This window comes from Megasphaera paucivorans, assembly GCF_900103535.1.
Classification (GTDB): domain Bacteria; phylum Bacillota; class Negativicutes; order Veillonellales; family Megasphaeraceae; genus Megasphaera_A; species Megasphaera_A paucivorans.
Genome location: NZ_FNHQ01000043.1, coordinates 1 through 18,724, shown reverse-complemented (window position 1 = coordinate 18,724; position 18,724 = coordinate 1). Strand labels below are relative to the sequence as shown.

The window sequence follows — 18,724 nt, the reverse complement described above, 5'->3', positions numbered from 1 at the left end:
GGATCGCGTGCTCTGCGCTGGGGACACGGACGGCGTCAGGAAATTATCTGATCGATCTGCTGCTGGCGAATGTGTGCAAGCAAAACGTTACGCGGTTCCCGTATGAAATCGTACGGCTGGCGGAAGACATAGCGGGCGGATTGGTAGTTACGGCACCCTCGGAAAAAGACATGAGAGATCCGAAGCTGGGAAAATATATAGATAAATACTTGTGCGGCGTAAGCGGGGTATCGACGGAAGACCGGCTGAAGGTACTGCGTCTGATAGAAAATCTTTGTCTGGGAACGGCGGCAGTGGGATACCGGACGGAATCAATGCATGGAGCCGGCTCGCCGCAGGCACAGCGGATCATGATTGCACGCCAGGGCAATTTGGAAATGAAGAAGAAATTAGCCAAGGCGATTGCTCATATTGATCAGTAAGATGAGTAAAAATATGATTTTATGAAATTGCACTATTTAGTATAAAAACATTGACGTTCTATTACAGAGCCTTTATAATATAAATGTATTTGTATATACGCTAGGCTTCGTATATACGAAAATATATTTATTTGTCATTGTTTATTAAATAAGGTAGTTCTTGCATAGGTTTAATATATTATTATGAATTACAACTCAAAAAAAGAAAGGGAAGGGTAATATGAAAAAAAATTACGTCGTGATGGATGGTAATACTGCTGCTGCGTATGCTTCGTACGCGTTTACTGAAGTTGCTGCCATTTTTCCGATTACACCGTCTTCTGTCATGGCGGAAAAAGTTGATGAATGGGCTGCAAAAGGAAAGAAAAATATTTTTGATAATACCGTGGATGTTATTCAAATGCAATCTGAAGCGGGTGCGGCCGGCACTTGTCACGGTTCTTTGCAAGCAGGAGCCTTAACTACTACGTACACCGCGTCACAGGGTTTGTTATTAATGATTCCTCCTATGTTTAAAATTGGTGGAGAGTTTTTGCCGGGGGTATTCCATATAGCTGCTCGTACAGTTAGTGTACATGCACTTTCTATTTTTGGAGATCACTCTGATGTTATGGCATGCCGTACGACGGGTTTTGGTATGATTATGTCTTCTTCTCCTCAGGAAGTTATGGATCTTGGAAGCGTTGCACATTTATCAGCAATCGGTGGCAGATATGCATTTATGCATGTATTTGATGGATTTAGAACATCTCATGAAATGCAGCGTATTGAAGCACTGGATTATAATGATCTTAAAAAGCTTGTTGATTACAAACAGCTTAATGCATTTCGTAAAAATGCATTAAATCCAGAACATCCGCATGAACGTGGTACTACAGTTAATCCAGATGCCTTTTTCCAGTGCAAAGAAGGTGCGAACGAAAAAATTTCAACAATTCCTGATGTTGTACAACATTATATGGATGAAATTAATAAAATTACAGGCCGGGATTATAAATTATTTAATTACTACGGTGCACCTGATGCAGAAGAAGTTATTGTTATTATGTGTTCAGGAGCTGAAACTTGTCGCGATGCTATTGATTATCTTAATGCACATGGTAAAAAGGTAGGTATGGTACAAGTTCATTTATATCGTCCTTTCTCTACGAAGCATTTTGTTGATGCCATTCCGGCTACTTGTAAAAAAGTGGCAGTTCTTGATCGGACTAAAGAATCCGGAAGTGTAGGAGAACCACTATATCTTGATGTCCAAATGGCTTTAGTACAGGAGGGCAGAGGCAATATTCAAGTTGTCGGCGGTCGGTATGGATTATCCTCAAAAGACACGACTCCGGGACAATTTGCAGCTGTTTATGCTAACCTTGAAAAAGAACAACCGAAAAATAACTTTACCATTGGCATTGTTGACGATGTTACGTTTACTTCTTTACCGGCTGAAGCTCTTAAACTTGAATATCCAGGTCAAACTGCTGCAAAAATTTGGGGTCTAGGCGGAGATGGTACTGTCGGTGCCAATAAAAATGCAATCACGATTATCGGTCTCGATGCTGACAAATATGCACAGGCGTATTTCTCCTATGATTCGATGAAAACGGGAGGATTGACACAATCGCATCTGCGTTTCGGTGATCAGCCGATTCATGCGACATATCTTGTTAATGCGGCAGATTTTGTTGGATGTCATGCACCTACATATGTTCATAAATATGATACAACTGCAGACCTTAAAGATGGCAGTGTATATCTGTTGAACTGTCCATGGAATGAAGAAGAATTGGAAACACAGTTGCCGGCTAAGATGAAACGTGATTTGTGTAATAAACATGTACAATTTTACACGATTGATGCTACAAAACTTGCCAATGAAATTGGATTGGGTAATCGTGTTAACACAATTCTTCAGGCTGCATTCTTCGAATTAACAAAAGTTATTCCTCTCGATGTAGCAGTTGATGCTATGAAGAAGGGAAATTATAATAGTTACTTCAAAAAAGGCGGTCAGGAAATCGTCGATAAAAACAATAAGGCTGTTGATGTAGGCATTACTGGTCTGGTTAAAATTGATATTCCTGCGTCGTGGGCAAGTGCTGTTGATGCGCCGAAAGTTGAAGAAAATGTTCCTGGATTTATTAAGGATATTGTTATTCCGATGGATCGGCAGCATGGGGACGAATTACCTGTATCCATTTTCAAAAAATATAATTGCTTTGATGGTACATGGCCGCTTGGCACTACTGAATATAGTAAACGTGGTGTAGCTATTAACGTCCCGCATTGGAATCCGGATGCGTGTGTACAGTGTAATAGCTGTTCTATGGCGTGTCCGCATGCGGCGATTCGCCCCGTTCTTGTAACTGATGAAGAAATGGCGGATGCTCCACAATCTTTTGTTACTGCTAAAGCCAAAGGAAGCAATATGGATAAGTATAATTTCCGTATGCAGCTTTCGCCGTATGATTGTCTTGGCTGCGGTGTTTGTGCTACTGTTTGCCCGGCTAAAGAAAAAGGCGCCTTGACAATGGTTCCTATGCAGGAAGAAGTAGAACAACAGGAAAACTTTAATCGGTTTGCTATGGAAGAAAAATATCTTAAAAAAGATGTTATTAGCGATAAAAACGTTAAAACCTCGCAGTTTGCTAAACCGTACTTCCAGTTCTCACCTGCATGTGGTGGTTGTGCTGAAACAACATATATTAAAACGGTAACACAGCTTTTTGGTGATCGTATGTATATTGCCAATGCATCTGGTTGTTCTTCGGCGTACGGCGGTTCATTGCCGACGACACCATATTGTACCGATGATCGCGGATTTGGTCCATGTTGGGAACAATCTTTGTTTGAAGATAATGCTGAATTTGCATATGGGTATTTCCATGCACAGGATTCTATTCAAAAAGAAATTCATATTCGGTTAGAATCTTTGAAAGCTCAAAATGTAGCGGAAGCAGCTATTGATAATTATTTGGCTAATTATAGTAACAGTACTATGTCCCGTCAAGTATCGGATGAATTGATCAGTGCTTTGGAAAATGTACCACAGTCTGAAGAAATTGCTTTTGTACTTGATAATAAGGAATTTCTTGCGAAGAAGTCCGTATGGGCTATAGGCGGCGATGGCTGGGCATATGATATCGGATTTGGTGGTATTGATCATGTTGTTGCTCAACATCGTGATATAAATATACTTGTTATGGATACGGAAGTGTATTCCAATACAGGTGGCCAGGCATCCAAAGCCACACCGACAGCAGCAGTTGCTAAATTTGCTGCAGGCGGCAAGCAGATTAAGAAAAAAGATTTGGGTGCTATTGCTATGACTTATGGTTATGTTTATGTCGCACAAGTTGCAATGGGATATAATCAGGCACAGACATTAAAAGCTATTCGTGAAGCAGAAGCATATCCAGGTCCTTCCATTGTTATTGCGTATTGCCCATGCCTTGAACATGGTATTAAAGCCGGTATGAGTACAACGCAGTTGGAAATGAAAAAAGCAGTAGAATGTGGATACTGGCATTTATACCGGTATGATCCGCGCCTTGCTGCAGAAGGAAAAAATCCGTTCCAGCTTGATTCACCGGAACCAGATTCCAGTAAAATGGTAGAATATTTAAAAGGCGAAAACAGATATAACCGTTTGAAGATTAATTTCCCGGATCGTGCACAAGTACTTTATGAAAAAACTATCCGTGAAGCAAAAGAACGGTATGCTAAATATGCTAAATTAGCAGGAAAATAAGTTGTTTAGTAAAATATAAATTATTTTTTTGTAATGCAGATGAAAAGCTGTTGTATTCTTTTTAGAATACAACAGCTTTTTTGCAAGCAGGGAACGCATCATTGAAAATTATTATTTGACTAATATAGGAAAAATATGGGAAAATATATTGTAATAGGTATACATAGTATGTAAAGAAGGCATTGATATGGCTGATATTTCCCTTAAACTTCAATTAAAACCTAAAATGACGCAGATTCAAAGCTTGACGATCAAGATGCTCGGCCTGCAAGCACAGGATTTGACGGAATTTCTCTATGAGCAGATTACAGATAATCCGCTGTTAGATATACGCTATCCTGATGTGAGACGAAGCAATACCCCTATAGCAGAAAAACCTATTGACAATATTCACAGTCGTGAAGATTCACTGGAAGAAATGCTTATGAAACAGTTGCGTGTTCTTACTATCTCTAAAAAAATACGTATGGCAGCGGGATTAGTTATTCGTTCGCTCGATGAAAAAGGTTTTTTTACAGACGATTTAGATAGTATTGGAATAGATTACGGCATTACGTTAACTGAGATGGAACAAGGACTGGCTGTTGTGAAAACGCTGGATCCTCCGGGAATTGGAGCATCCGGAATTAATGAAGCATTGCTGATTCAGACACGTCGCTGTGAAAAAGTTCCGGATCATACGCTGGAATTGCTGCAGTACCATTATGAAGACTTCTTGAAAGGAAAATGGCAGCGGCTGCGGACGGAGATGGAGATTTCTGACACAGAATTAAAATGTATACGCGATTTTTTAAAAAAACTATCATTACAGCCCGCACAGCAGATTGTGCAAAAAGAAGAGTTCATTCGAGCTGATATGGAAATATATACGAACGAAAAAGGAGATTTGGCGATACGGATGCTGGAAGAAATTCCGGATGTATTTTTTCGGGAGGATCTATATGCTTCATACGAAAAACAAGGGGATCGTAAAACAAAGAAATATATTCATAAAGCACGGCGGGCTTTTCTGGATTTACAGGCAGCATTGGCATACCGCAGACAATCTATTTTTGCTGTTGTAACGGCGATGATACAGCAGCAGAAAAATTTTTTTCTGCAAGGAGAAGCGCTTTGTCCGTTAAATCAAAAAGAATTAGCCGAAAAAACGGGGCTCAGCACTTCTACGGTCAGTCGTGTTTGTCGTGACCGTTATGTTTTGTTTAACCGGAGAATATATGCGATACAGGATTTTTTTGCTCAATCGTATAGCCGAATTAGTGATAAAAACGAAACGGACTATATTTCAAGCCGGGCTATTATGGAAAAAATTGCCTGTTTTATTAAAGACGAAGACGTGAAACATCCGTATTCGGATCAGCAAATTGCTGCTTATCTACAAGGACAGGATATATTGATTGCTCGGCGGACTGTTGCTAAATTCAGATTAATTTTAGGAATTGCCAATAGTAATATGCGGCGTCATATGCATGAATGATTCAGTATCGTAGACCCTCGATGTGCGTGTAAATACAAATACCCTCCGGATTTTTCCGGAGGGTATTTGTATTTACGTGAAATTGCAATAAAATATAGTTTGCTATACCCACGTGCTATTTACTTTCAAAAAACGCTTTATAAGCCAAATAACCACAATAGGCATCCGTTTTGGCTACAATTTCCAGAGGAGCATGCATGCTCAGCATGGCTACGCCGCAATCGACAACTTCACAGCCCCAATCAGCCATAATATAAGCAATTGTGCCGCCGCCGCCTTGGTCTACTTTACCGAGTTCACCCGTTTGCCAGGGAACATTGGCAGTATTGAATATCTGTCGGATCTTTGACACAAATTCGGCATTGGCATCATTGCTCCCTGATTTTCCGCGAGCTCCGGTATATTTGCAAATACATATGCCATAGCCAAGCTTGGCTGAATTTGCTTCTTCATACGCATCTGCAAATATAGGATCAAGAGCAGCGCTGACATCAGCGGAAAGAACTTCACTATGTCTCAAGGTACGGCGCAATGAAAGATCCTCGGTATGGCCTTGCAGCGCGAGCATTTCTGCTAAAAAATCTTGGAAAAATGAAGATTGAACGCCGGTATTTCCAACAGAACCGATTTCTTCTTTGTCGGCAAAAAGCGATACCTGTGTGTGTGATCCTTTTGCTGCATTAAGAATCGCAGCAAGGCTGGCGTATGAGCAGACACGGTCATCATGGCCGTAAGACATAATCATTGATTGATCAAGTCCGGCATCACGGCTTTTTTGAGTAGGAACAACTTCTAATTCCGCGCTGGCAAAATCTTCCTCTTCAATTCCGTATTTTTCTTTTAATAAAGTCAGGATAGCCGGCTTTGTTTTTTCTTCTGTGCTGTTGCAGCCAAGCATGGGCATAAGCATTTCGCCCTGAATTGCTTCACTGAGTTTTTTTTCGCTTTGATCTTTCGCCAAATGAGGAAGCAAATCATTAATAAATAAAACAGGATCGTTTGGATTTTCACCCAGTGCTATATCGATTTTTTCTCCTGCAGTTGTATAAACAACACCAATAAGACTCAGAGGCATGCAGACCCATTGATATTTCCGAAGACCGCCGTAATAATGGGTTTTTAAATATACTATTTTTTTATTTTCGACGACAGGGGCCGCTTTTAAATCAAGGCGGGGAGAATCAATATGTGACCCGACAATTTTTAAGCCGGCAGTTAACGGATTTTCACCGATAACTGCAAGAATAGCGGATTTTCCTTTTTGATTCCAATAAATTTTGTCGCCAGGGACAAGCGAGGTAACATCTTCTATAGAGCGAAAGCCGGCGGCTTCCGCTTGACGTATGATTTCCTTTACTGCAAGGCGTTCCGTTCTGGCGGTATCGAGAAATTCCTTGTAGGTTTTGTTATATTCTTCTACCTCTATACGCTCTTCTTCAGAAAATCGTGCCCAAGCACTGTTTTCCATGTCATATGCTTTCATTGATAACACTCCCTATGATATAATGAGAAACAACATTAAATTGATATTTACATGTTTATAATAGTATTATAATCTGTTTTAGTAAAAATGGAAGGGGACAACGAGGGAAAATGGCAGGAGAAGATAAATTGAGGGATCTTGTAAGGACATATACAGACTGCGTAAGAACATGGCGGCGAAAGATTCATGAGATACCGGAGCTGTCAGGAGAAGAAGTCGAAACGGCAGCATTAGTAGTGTCTGCATTGCAGGGACTGCATGTGGAAGTGACTTCTCAGGCAGCTGGCGGCAATGGTGTTCTCGTTGTGTTGCATGGCCGCAATCCGGGACGGACGATAGCGTTGCGAGCCGACATGGATGCGTTGTCGATCGAAGAAAAAACAGGACTTTCTTTTGCGTCACAGCATCCGGGGAAGATGCATGCATGTGGACATGATGCACATGTGGCGATGTTGTTAGGTGCAGTTCATGTTCTGCATGATATGCGGAATCAGTTTGATGGCACAATAAAGTTTATTTTTCAGCCGGCTGAAGAAAAATCTCCAGAAGGCGGTGCTAAAAATATCGTTGCATCAGGTTTTTTAGATGATGTGGATGCTATTTACGGGCTTCATGTCTGGCCGACATTGCGTACGGGTGAAGTAGGTGTTCGTACGGGTCCGGTGATGGCGGCATCAGATCACGTCAGCATACAGATCGTGGGAAAACCGAGTCATGCCGCCATGCCACATAGAGGAATTGATGCTATTGCTGCAGCTGGCCAATGTATTACGGCAGCACAGAATATTATAAGTAGACAAATTAATCCGCTGCATCCGGCGGTTCTTACGTTTGGAAAAATTTCCGGCGGCAGTCGGTACAATATTGTTGCTGATACGGTAGATATTGAAGGAACTTGCCGTACGTATCACAAAGAGACACAAGATGCAGTTGAAATGCATTTAAAGCAAATATTGAAAGGCATCGATGCTGCATTTGGAACAACCAGCCGTCTTCAGTATGACCGCGGATATGATGCTGTTTTCAACAGTACTGCGCAGGCTGCATTAGCGGCCGCTGTAGTAACAGAAAGATTTGGACACATAGCATTGGCAGATGTACCGGAACCGGCCATGACGGCGGAAGATTTTTCTGGATATTTAAAGGTTTGTGCCGGGGCCTTTCTTTGGCTGGGAGTCACCGCCGAAGAGGCTGAAATCTATCCTCTTCATAATGCGTGTTTTTCTGTGGACGAAAACAGTCTGCCTATAGGGGTAGAATTGTTATCAGCATTGGCATTATCGGCACTTAAACAAAAGTAGCGTATATATGCATATTTTAAATAGTTAAGAGTAAGAATCTCCTACTGCTATCGTGTTGCAGTAGGAGATTTTTAAAAAGCATTGACTTATATTGTAAGTATACATATAATATAAACACGTATAATATAAAAGGAGGAAAATTCAATGACAGAATTAACATTTCAAACAAAAGTACATGCAACTGCAAAAGAAATTTGGGAAATGTATGTTGATTTTAATAAACGCCGTCAATGGGAAACTGATTTGGAATATATGATACTGCAAGGAAATTTTTCAACAGGAACTTCCGGCAGGATGAAATTGCAGGGACAGCCGGAGATGCCGTATACTCTTACGACGGTTATACCTTATAAGGAATATTGGGATAAAAGTGAAATTCCCGGAATGGGGATCGCGATTTGCTTTGGACACGAATTTAATGAAATAAATAATGAGACAACCGTGAAAATCAGCGTAAGACTTGAGAAGGAACACGGTGAAATGACAGACGAAGATATTTAATTTCTGGTTCAAGTATTTTCAGATACGCCACAGGCGGTATTAACTATAAAGAAAGCTGTTGAAAAATAAATGTTTAACTCTCAATTTGAAAACGATTCTTTTGAAAGTCCCGGGTTTCTATTTATCAGAGCATATAATAATTGGCATACTCAAATACAAAAAAAGCTGCGTCTTATTAATCTGACACATCCTCAATTTGTTATATTAACAGTTGCTGCGTATTTACAACACGAGGGGCGCAATCCAACGCAGAAAATGGTGGCGGATTATGCTTCTATTGATGTAATGACGACATCCCAGATAATAAGATTGCTTGAGAAGAAAAAATATATACAACGGAAGCAGCATCCCCAAGATACGCGGGCAAAAATGATTTTCATATTAGAGGCCGGTTTGAAAAAAGTGAATCAAGGACTGCCGCTGATCGAAGCTATTGATGCAGCATATTTTGGTTCTCTTCGTTCGGATATGCCTTGTTTTATGGATTCATTACGCCGGCTTAGTTCTTTTGATTTTCTCTCAGATATCAATACAGAACATAATATTACTAACTATCATAGATAAAATTATAAAAACTCACTTATAAAAAAGGATTATCCTCATAACATCGCGAATATGTTTAATTAACGTGATTCATAGGAGGCGATTGTTTATGAAAGAGTATGCTAGTGATAAGATTCGCAACGTAGCTGTGCTTAGCCACGACGGTGCCGGAAAAACTGCCGTCGTGGAATCCTTGTTATTCATTTGCGGCGCAGTTGATGCCGTTGGTACAGGGCAAGATAATAAGCATATTATGGATTTTGAACCGGAAGAAATTAAACGTAATGTTACTATTCAACTCGGAATTGCACCTTGTGAATGGGAAGGTTACAAATTGAATTTTCTTGATACTCCCGGATATTCGGAATTTTGTGGAGAAGTTCGAGCGGCTTTGCGTGCCAGTGACGGGATACTGCTGGTTGTGTCTGCCGAATCAGGCGTAGAAATGGATACGGAACGTGCATGGGATTATGGGGTAGAGTTACAATTGCCGCGGATGGTTTATATCAATAAAATGGATGCGGAAAAAGCCAATTTTTTTGATACCTTGGAAAAAATGCGGGCAGCGTTCGGTAAATCTATTATGCCGCTGCAGATTCCTATAGGAGAAGGGGCAGATTTTCGTGGAATCATCGATGTTTGTAAAATGATTGCGTGGGAATGGAAAAACGGTAAGCAGGAAGAAACTAAAGTTCCACCCGAATATATGTCTAAAGCGCGGGAAGTTCGTGAAATGTGCATGGAAGCCGCTGCTGAAGGGGACGATAGTTTATTGGAAAAATATCTTGAAGGGGAAGAATTGACGCTGGAAGAATTGCGGCATGGACTGCGGCAGGGAATGTTGACTGGTCGTGTCTGTCCGGTTATGTGCGGCAGTGCGATACATCATATTGGTACAGTGGAACTGCTGGGACGCCTCGTACGATATATGCCGGATGCTTCACAAAAAATTATGATGGGGACCGATAAAAAGAGCGAAGAACCTGTCATGGTATATCCTAATAAACCGTTTACGGGATTTGTTTTTAAAACTCTTATTGATCCTTTTTCTGGAAAATTAAGTTATATTCGTATTTTCTCCGGAGAACTCAAGGATGGAGATAAACTATATAATGTAACACAGGACAAGGAAGAAAAGTTTGGCAAGATGTTTACGCTGATTGGTAAAAAACAGTTGCCTTTAGCGAAAGCAGTTGCTGGTGATATTATTGTTATTCCTAAGTTATCTAATGCTAGAACGGGAGATACGTTTGCGACTGCTGAATTTCCTGTCGAATACGATTCTGTTCGGTTTCCTGCACCGCTTCACACGATTGCCATGGTTCCGGAAAAGAAAGGGGAAGATGAAAAACTGATGTCGGCCCTATCTCGTATAAGCGAAGAGGATCCAACTTGTCAAGTGGAAAAAGATCCCGAAGGACGGCAGCTCCTTGTGCGTTGTATGGGAGACGTGCATCTCGATCACATCATTAATAAAATGGAACGAAAATATGGTGTCACAGCCATTTTACAGGATGTATATATTCCGTATCGTGAAACGATTCGGGGAAGTATTACCATGGAAGGGAAACATAAAAAACAGAGCGGCGGACATGGTCAGTTCGGACATGTATTCCTAAAAATCGAACCACTTGCAGACGGTAACGAATTTGAATTTGTCGATGCTGTTTTTGGTGGGGCTGTTCCTAAACAATACATTCCGGCTGTTGAAAAAGGAGTCAAAGAAACACTGCAGAAAGGGCTTATTGCAGGGTACCCGATGATTAATGTTAAAGTTACTCTTACTGACGGTTCGTATCATCCGGTGGATTCATCAGAAATGGCGTTTAAAGTAGCAGCTTCTATTGCTTTGAAAAAAGCGGTTCCTGAAGCGAAACCCGTTCTTTTAGAACCTATATATAATGTTGATGTCGTTATTCCGGAAGAGTATATGGGGGACGTTATGGGAGATTTCAGCGGCAGAAGAGGTCGAATTCTCGGAATGGAACATCATCGTAATCGGGAAGGTATTATCGTTGTCAAAGCCCAAGTTCCGCTTTCAGAAATGAAAGGATATGTAACTGCACTGCGTTCCATGACACAAGGAAAAGGAACCTTTAATATGGCGTTTTTTGATTATGAAGAAGTTCCAAAGAAAACAACAGATGAAATTATTGCTAACTATGCAGCAAGTAAAGAAGAATAATTCCTCCTCACGTTGCTCCCGTCACGAAAAATGACGGGAGCATTTTTGCATATAGAGGCATAGTTTCTATAAACAGTGCCATTCTGGCATATAAATTTATACCACGTAGTTACTTGTATATTACGTGTAAAAGTTTTATAATAATAATTGTGAAATACGGAACATAATTATTACAGTAGTGAAAGGATTGGTGGAAACAATGTCTGAATGGACGGATATGTATCGTCAAAAGTTAACAACTCCGGAAGAAGCTGTAAAAGTAGTAAAGTCGGGTGATTGGGTAGAGTATGGTATGGCAACAACGCAGCCGATCTTGTTGGATGAAGCATTGGCTAACCGTAAAAGTGAATTGAAAGATGTGAAAGTACGTACATCTTTTTCTTTTTCACCTCGCCAGGTAGTCGAAAAAGATCCAAATCGTGAAACTTTTACTGTGTCTAACTGGCATATGAGTGGGTATGATCGTAAAAAATGTGCACTTGGACAGATGAATTTCTCGCCATTTTGTTATCGTAATGAACCTTCCTTGTACCGGAATATTCTTGATGTGGATGTTGCTATGATTCAAGTTGCACCGATGGATAAGCATGGTTTTTTTAATTTTGGATTAAATGTTTCAGCAACGGAAGCTATTACCAAAAAAGCGAAAAAAGTCATTGTTGAAGTAAATGAATCTATGCCTCGGGTATTGGGCGGCCGTGGCGAATGTATCCATATTAGCGATATTGACGCTATTGTAGAAGCAGGGAATACACCACAGCCTACGATTCCTTTCAGTACAGGTGATGAAATCGATACAAAAATTGCTGAAATGATTGTTAAGGAAATTCCTAATGGGGCTACATTACAGCTTGGTGTTGGCGGATTGCCAAATACAATTGGGGCTATGATTGCCGATTCGGATTTAAAAGATCTCGGCATGCATACGGAAATGCTTGTAGATGCATTTTATCTCATGTATAAAAAGGGACGTCTAACCAATAAGGTAAAGGAATTGGATACAGATAAAGCTGTTTGGTCTTTTGCTCTAGGATCGAAAGAAATGTATGATTGGGTCGATAATAATCCATTTTTGGCAGCATATCCGGTGGAATATGTTAATGATCCGTTTGTGATTTCCCAAATGGATAATTTTATTTCTATTAACAACTGTATTGATGTAGATTTGTTTGGTCAAGTATCTTCTGAATCAGCGGGTACAAAACAAATCAGCGGCAGCGGTGGACAATTAGACTTTGCGGATGGTGCGTATCGATCTAAAGGTGGCAAGAGTTTTATTGCTTTCCGCTCTACCTTTACGAATAAAAAGACGGGTAAAACAGAATCCCGCATCTTGCCGACATTGACTCCCGGTACAACGGTAACGGATCCTCGTTCTCAAGTCCATTGGCTTGTTACGGAATATGGAATGGTTAATATGATGGGAAAATCCACTTGGGAACGTGCCGAAGGGTTAATCAGCCTGGCTCATCCTGATTTTCGTGAAGAATTAATTAAAGCAGCGGAAGATATGAAAATCTGGCGGTATAGTAATAAGAGATAATAATAAACATGGAATATCCTCCTCATTAACGAGGAGGATATTTTTATAATAATGTCACATTTGTCTAGGAAAAAAAATAGTATAGTAGTACAATAAAATTATTGATTTAGTTGACGGCAGTCCGTTTTTACTTATAAAAAGACACCAATTATACAAAAGAAAGAAGGTATTTATTCATGGAGTTTACATTCATACAGGATATTGGCTTTATTGTGATGGGATATTTTATTGCGGCTTTTGGTACATTGGTAGGTGCTGGCGGCGGCATTTTTTTTGTTCCGATTTTCCTGTATGTTTTTGGCTGGGAACCGACATTAGTTATTGGCACATCACTAACCGTTGTCATGTTTAATGCAATGTCTGGCTCTTACGCATATATAAAGCAAAAGAAAGTTTTATATCGAGCGGCACTTGCTTTCAGTGTTGCCACACTTCCCGGAGCCGTTCTCGGAGCTGTCTGGTCTAATTATTTTACAGGAGTAACGTTTCGATTTTCTTTTGGTATGTTGCTTTTGTTTATTTCATTAGTTATTGGTTTTAAAAATTGGAATAAAGGAAAAGCCGCACCGGAAATAGAAGTAAATAAAGAGACGTTTCGCTTTAATATGGCAGGAGGAATTGCTGTTAGTTTTGTCGTAGGCTTTATTTCCAGTATTTTTGGAATTGGCGGCGGCATTATTCATGTTCCAGCAATGGTATATCTGCTGGGGTTTCCAACACATATTGCAACGGCAACCAGTCATTTTGTCTTGGCAGTTAGTAGCTTAGTCGGCGTTTTATCTCACTTTTTGCAGCATCATATACTCTATGAACCGGCTTTTTTTGCGGGGATCGGAGCTGTTTTTGGTGCTCAGCTGGGGGCTAAGTTGTCTAAAAAAGTCAAAGCCCGATTTATTTTGATGCTGCTTTCTTTTGCACTCCTTTTGCTGGCTGTAAGACTTATCATTACCTCTGGCTTCATAACCTTTTAAAATGCGTCTATTTATCCCGCTCAGCGCTTTTTGAGCGGGATTTTGACTTTTTTATCTAAAAACAGTCAAAAAACTCGAAATTCGCTTGATGTTTTGGTATAATATATAAGATAGTTATTAATATATAGTATTAGTATATACTTTATTATTTATATTGTTATATGAGGTGACATTGTGGACGAATTTCAATCTGATAAAGTTTTACCGGTTTGTCTGGAAAACGAAATGCAGACATCGTATATTGATTACGCGATGAGCGTTATCATTACACGAGCACTGCCGGATGTGCGTGACGGGATGAAACCTGTACATCGCCGCATTCTCTATGCTATGCACGAAGCGGGTATGACTTCGAATAAACCGTATAAAAAATCGGCGCGTATCGTTGGGGAGGTTTTGGGGAAGTATCATCCTCATGGTGATAGTTCAGTATACGATGCAACCGTCCGTTTGGCACAAAATTTTTCCACGCGCTATCTTCTTGTTGATGGACACGGCAACTTTGGTTCTGTCGATGGCGATTCGGCGGCAGCTATGCGTTATACCGAAGTCCGTATGTCTAAGATTGCCGGTGAAATGCTGGAAGATATTGATAAAGAAACGGTGGATTTCATGCCAAACTATGATGGTTCTTTACAAGAACCCGTGGTTCTTCCTTCAAAAATTCCTAATTTATTGGTTAACGGTTCGGCAGGAATTGCTGTAGGAATGGCAACAAATATTCCACCGCATAATTTAGGTGAAGTCATAGATGGATGCGTGCTTCTGATTGATAATCCGGAGGCACCACTGGAAGAAATAATGACTAAAATCAAAGGCCCGGACTTTCCAACAGGAGCGCAGATCATGGGGCGGGATGGCATTATTAAAGCATATTCTACTGGCCGTGGCAGTATTAAGATGCGTTCTTGTGCTGAAGTGGAACCGATGGGAAAAGGAAAAAATCGTATCGTTGTAACCGAAATCCCCTATCAAGTTAATAAGGCACGTGTTATTGAAAACATAGCGGAATTATCTCGTAACAAAGAAATTGATGGTATTACGGCCTTACGAGATGAATCAGATCGTAAGGGAATGCGTATTGTTATTGAGCTTCGTGCGGATGTTAATCCTGATATTACGCTGAATAAACTGTATAAGCATACACAGCTCCAAGAAACTTTTGGCGTTATTATGCTGGCACTGGTGGATGGACATCCTCGGGTCCTTACGCTGAAAGAAGTTCTTACTTATTATCTGGCACATCAAAAGACTGTTATTACAAGACGCAGTAAATTTGAATTAGACAAAGCGTTGGCCCGTGCACATATTTTAGAAGGCCTGCTTATTGCATTGGATCATATTGACGAAGTCATCAAGACAATTCGGGCTTCTCAAACAGATGAAATAGCTAAAACAGCACTGATGGGCAACTTTGGCTTAAGTGAAAAGCAATCTATCGCAATTCTTGATATGCGGTTACGTCGACTGACAGGGTTAGAACGTGAAAAGATTGAAGCGGAGTATAAAGAATTGGAAGAACGGATTGCTTATTTGCGCAGTGTGTTAGCAGATGAACAGAAGGTTATGGAAATTGTAAAAGAAGAATTGCTGGATGCCAAGAAACGTTTTGCTGATAAACGGCGGACGCAAATAGTGGGAGCGATCTCGGATTTTGAAATTGAAGATATGATTCCCGACGAAAGGATGGTTCTGACACTTACTCGCCGTGGATATATCAAGCGTATGAATGCCAATGTCTATCGTACTCAGAATAAAGGCGGCCGAGGAATTAAAGGTATGAGTACAAAGGATGAAGATGCAGTTAATCATTTATTATATACGTCTGCATTACACACCGTTTTGTTCTTTACCAATTTGGGGCGTGTATACCGTTTGAAAACCTATGAAATTCCGGAGGCCAATACCCGCAACTCTAAAGGAGTTGCAGCGGTAAATCTCTTGCCTCTTGGCCATCATGAAAAGGTAAATGCACTGATTGATATAGATCAGGTGGATCCTACTATGAATCTGTTTATGGTGACGGAAAAGGGACTTGTTAAGAGGACGGTGCTTCATGAATTCCGTAATGTACGCCGCAATGGGCTGATTGCGATTTCCTTAATGGATGGAGATAAACTTGCCAAAGTTTTGCTGACTAAGGGAGATCAAAATATTATTCTGGCGACAAAATTGGGTATGGCAATCTGCTTCAAAGAAGAAGATGTTCGACTTATGGGACGAAACACGCGAGGCGTCCGCGGTATTACTTTGGCTAAATCGGATATGGTTATCGGTGCCGATGTACTGGAACCGGGATGTCAGGCGTTAACCATCAGTGAAGAAGGATTTGGCAAACGCAATAATATTGATGCTTATAAAGTACAACTTCGCGGCGGAAAAGGGGTAAAGAACTTTAAAATTACCCATAAAACAGGGGATATTGTAGGCGTTGAAGTAGTACGGGCAGATCAGGAATTAATACTTATCACAACGAATGGAATTGTTATTCGTACAGACATTGAAAGTATAGGAATCAAAAAGGGCCGTAATACATCAGGTGTAAAGATTCAAAAACTGGAAGAAAATGATAAAGTAGCAGCCTTGGATACGATTACTGTCGATGGGGCAGAAGACGATACACAACCGGAAAATTTATTTAAGGGATAAATAAATATATATAGACAACCTTTTAAGTAAAAGGTTGTCTATTTTATATCAGTATACACAATCAGGAAAGAAGGGATAGTATATGCAGAATTTTGAATATTACACACCGACAAAAGTTTATTTTGGAAAGGGAGAAGAGAACCGGGCAGGAGAAATACTAACAGCATATGGAGCTACAAAAGTACTTGTTCTATATGGCGGACAAAGTGCTAAAAAGTCAGGCGTGCTGGATCGGGTTGAAACATCGCTTAGTGAAGCCCGGATTCCATATGTTCTGCAGGGCGGGGTACATCCGAATCCCCTGTTGTCTCACGCACGGGCTGTAATTGAGTTATGCAAAAAAGAACACGTTGATTTTCTTTTGCCTGTCGGTGGCGGCAGTGTGATCGATGAAGCTAAATGTATCGGCATGGGATTGTGTTATGAAGGTGATGTATGGGATATTTACACGCGCAAGGAGCCTGACCATGGCTGTATTCCACTTGGAACGATTTTGACTATTGCGGCAGCAGGCAGCGAAATGAGCTGGGCCAGCGTTATGACAAATGAGGATGGATGGTTTAAACTGGGGTATCAAAATGATGTACTGCGTCCGGTGTTTACTATTATGAATCCAGAATTGACCTATACGCTGCCGCCCTATCAAACGGCGTGCGGCGTAGTCGATATGATTATGCACATTCTGGAACGTTTTTTTAGTCCGCATGCAGAAGATGATTTGACTGACGAGATTGCCGCGGCTATTATTCGCAATGTCATCAAAAATGGTGAAATTGTTAAAAGGACTCCTTGCGATTATAATGCCCGGTTTCAAATTATGTGGGCAGGTAGTTTGGCCCATAATGGGATTTTAGAGGGCGGAAATGGCAAGGGAGATTGGGGAGCGCATCATATTGAGATGGAAATCAGTGCTATTTTTGATGTTGCTCATGGGGCCGGACTAGCAGCTATTTGGCCAAGCTGGGCTCGGTATGTTTGTAAAAAAGATGTTGCACGGTTTGCTAAGTTAGCACGCAGCGTTTTTTCTGTTAACGAAGTGGAAGATGAAAAAGCGGCGTTAGAAGGAATAAACAGAATGGAACAATTTTTCCATTCGATTGATATGCCTACTTCATTAACGGAATTGGGTGTCGTTCCAACGGAAGAGCAGTATTGGGAAATGGCTGGGAAATGTACGCACAATGATACAAAACGTGAAGGCGCATTTGGACAGCTCACTGCAAAGGACATATATAAGATATATAAAATGGCACAATAAAAATCAGAAAGCAAGGATTTGATCTTTAAGAGATAAAATCCTTGCTTTTACTATTATAGTGCGTTGACAAGGTGTTTGAATTATGATATTATATACAAGCTGTCCCGTGCGGGGTACAATGCTAAACTGTTAGTTTTAAACATTTCGAAAAAATCCTCTTGACGGGATAAACGACTTGTGATAAACTAATCAAGTCGTCGCGATGAGGGCAAAGAAACGAGGCTCCATCAAGGCTGACGAAAAAAAGTCTCTTGACAAACGAAAGAGATTTTGATATACTAATTAAGCTGTCGGACGACAGCGATGACCTTTGAAAACTGAACAATGTAACGAACAAACAAACGCCAGAGTGCGAGGTCTTGGAAACAAGACGTCAAAACGAGTAAGAAAACGAACCAAAAACAATAGCAAGAATGAGCCGAATGGCTCTTCATATATCATGGAGAGTTTGATCCTGGCTCAGGACGAACGCTGGCGGCGTGCTTAACACATGCAAGTCGAACGAGGCTTTTCAAGAAGCTTGCTTCTTGAAAGACCGAGTGGCAAACGGGTGAGTAACGCGTAAACAACCTGCCCTCAGGATGGGGACAACAGCTGGAAACGGCTGCTAATACCGAATACGATCAATCGGCCGCATGGCCGGATGATG

12 protein-coding genes and 1 rRNA gene are annotated in these 18,724 nt (G+C 40.7%); 12 read left to right on the top strand and 1 reads right to left on the bottom strand.

Translation table 11 applies throughout. The annotated features are described in order from the left end of the window. From BLR11_RS12715 to rpoN, 3 genes are all read left to right on the top strand, one after another. Positions 1-422 (top strand): 4-hydroxyphenylacetate 3-hydroxylase C-terminal domain-containing protein (locus BLR11_RS12715; RefSeq protein WP_281240856.1); only part of this gene is annotated, 422 nt, incomplete at its 5' end. A 220-nt stretch (positions 423-642) separates the two neighbouring features. Further along, positions 643-4,164 (top strand): pyruvate:ferredoxin (flavodoxin) oxidoreductase, encoded by a 3,522-nt coding sequence (nifJ, locus tag BLR11_RS12710; protein WP_091652775.1) that lies wholly within the window; start codon positions 643-645, stop codon positions 4,162-4,164. A gap of 187 nt (positions 4,165-4,351) precedes the next feature. Next, positions 4,352-5,641: an RNA polymerase factor sigma-54 gene (gene rpoN, locus BLR11_RS12705; RefSeq protein WP_091652772.1), complete on the top strand. Its 1,290-nt coding sequence runs from the start codon at positions 4,352-4,354 to the stop codon at positions 5,639-5,641. A gap of 115 nt (positions 5,642-5,756) precedes the next feature. Here the strand turns inward: rpoN and BLR11_RS12700 are convergent, their stop codons facing one another. After that, a complete protein-coding gene (locus BLR11_RS12700) occupies positions 5,757-7,124 on the bottom strand; it encodes an aminopeptidase (protein ID WP_091652770.1) in 1,368 nt (455 codons plus the stop codon). Positions 7,125-7,234: 110 nt separating this feature from the next. Between BLR11_RS12700 and BLR11_RS12695 the strand changes: the two genes are divergently transcribed. The 9 genes from BLR11_RS12695 to BLR11_RS12655 all read left to right on the top strand — a co-directional run. Then, complete coding sequence (locus BLR11_RS12695) at positions 7,235-8,425, top strand: M20 metallopeptidase family protein (protein ID WP_091652767.1); 1,191 nt, start codon at positions 7,235-7,237, stop codon at positions 8,423-8,425. A 144-nt stretch (positions 8,426-8,569) separates the two neighbouring features. After that, positions 8,570-8,926 (top strand): SRPBCC family protein, encoded by a 357-nt coding sequence (locus BLR11_RS12690; protein ID WP_091652764.1) that lies wholly within the window; start codon positions 8,570-8,572, stop codon positions 8,924-8,926. Between the two features lie 69 nt (positions 8,927-8,995). Then, positions 8,996-9,490, top strand: coding sequence for a MarR family winged helix-turn-helix transcriptional regulator (locus tag BLR11_RS12685; RefSeq protein ID WP_091652762.1), 495 nt, complete (start codon positions 8,996-8,998; stop codon positions 9,488-9,490). Between the two features lie 88 nt (positions 9,491-9,578). Beyond that, positions 9,579-11,654, top strand: a complete 2,076-nt coding sequence (fusA, locus tag BLR11_RS12680; protein WP_091652759.1) for an elongation factor G — start codon at positions 9,579-9,581, stop codon at positions 11,652-11,654. 199 nt (positions 11,655-11,853) lie between these two features. After that, on the top strand, positions 11,854-13,197 hold the full coding sequence (locus BLR11_RS12675; RefSeq protein WP_091652756.1) for an acetyl-CoA hydrolase/transferase family protein: 1,344 nt from the start codon (positions 11,854-11,856) through the stop codon (positions 13,195-13,197). Positions 13,198-13,373: 176 nt separating this feature from the next. Continuing rightward, positions 13,374-14,168 carry a sulfite exporter TauE/SafE family protein gene (locus BLR11_RS12670; RefSeq protein ID WP_091652753.1) on the top strand — a complete coding sequence of 265 codons (795 nt, stop codon included), beginning with the start codon at positions 13,374-13,376 and terminating at the stop codon, positions 14,166-14,168. 174 nt (positions 14,169-14,342) lie between these two features. Beyond that, on the top strand, positions 14,343-16,817 hold the full coding sequence (gene gyrA / locus BLR11_RS12665; RefSeq protein WP_091652750.1) for a DNA gyrase subunit A: 2,475 nt from the start codon (positions 14,343-14,345) through the stop codon (positions 16,815-16,817). A gap of 82 nt (positions 16,818-16,899) precedes the next feature. Further along, a complete protein-coding gene (locus BLR11_RS12660; RefSeq protein ID WP_091652748.1) occupies positions 16,900-18,075 on the top strand; it encodes an iron-containing alcohol dehydrogenase in 1,176 nt (391 codons plus the stop codon). A 436-nt stretch (positions 18,076-18,511) separates the two neighbouring features. Next, positions 18,512-18,724 (top strand): 16S ribosomal RNA (locus BLR11_RS12655); the annotation flags it as partial.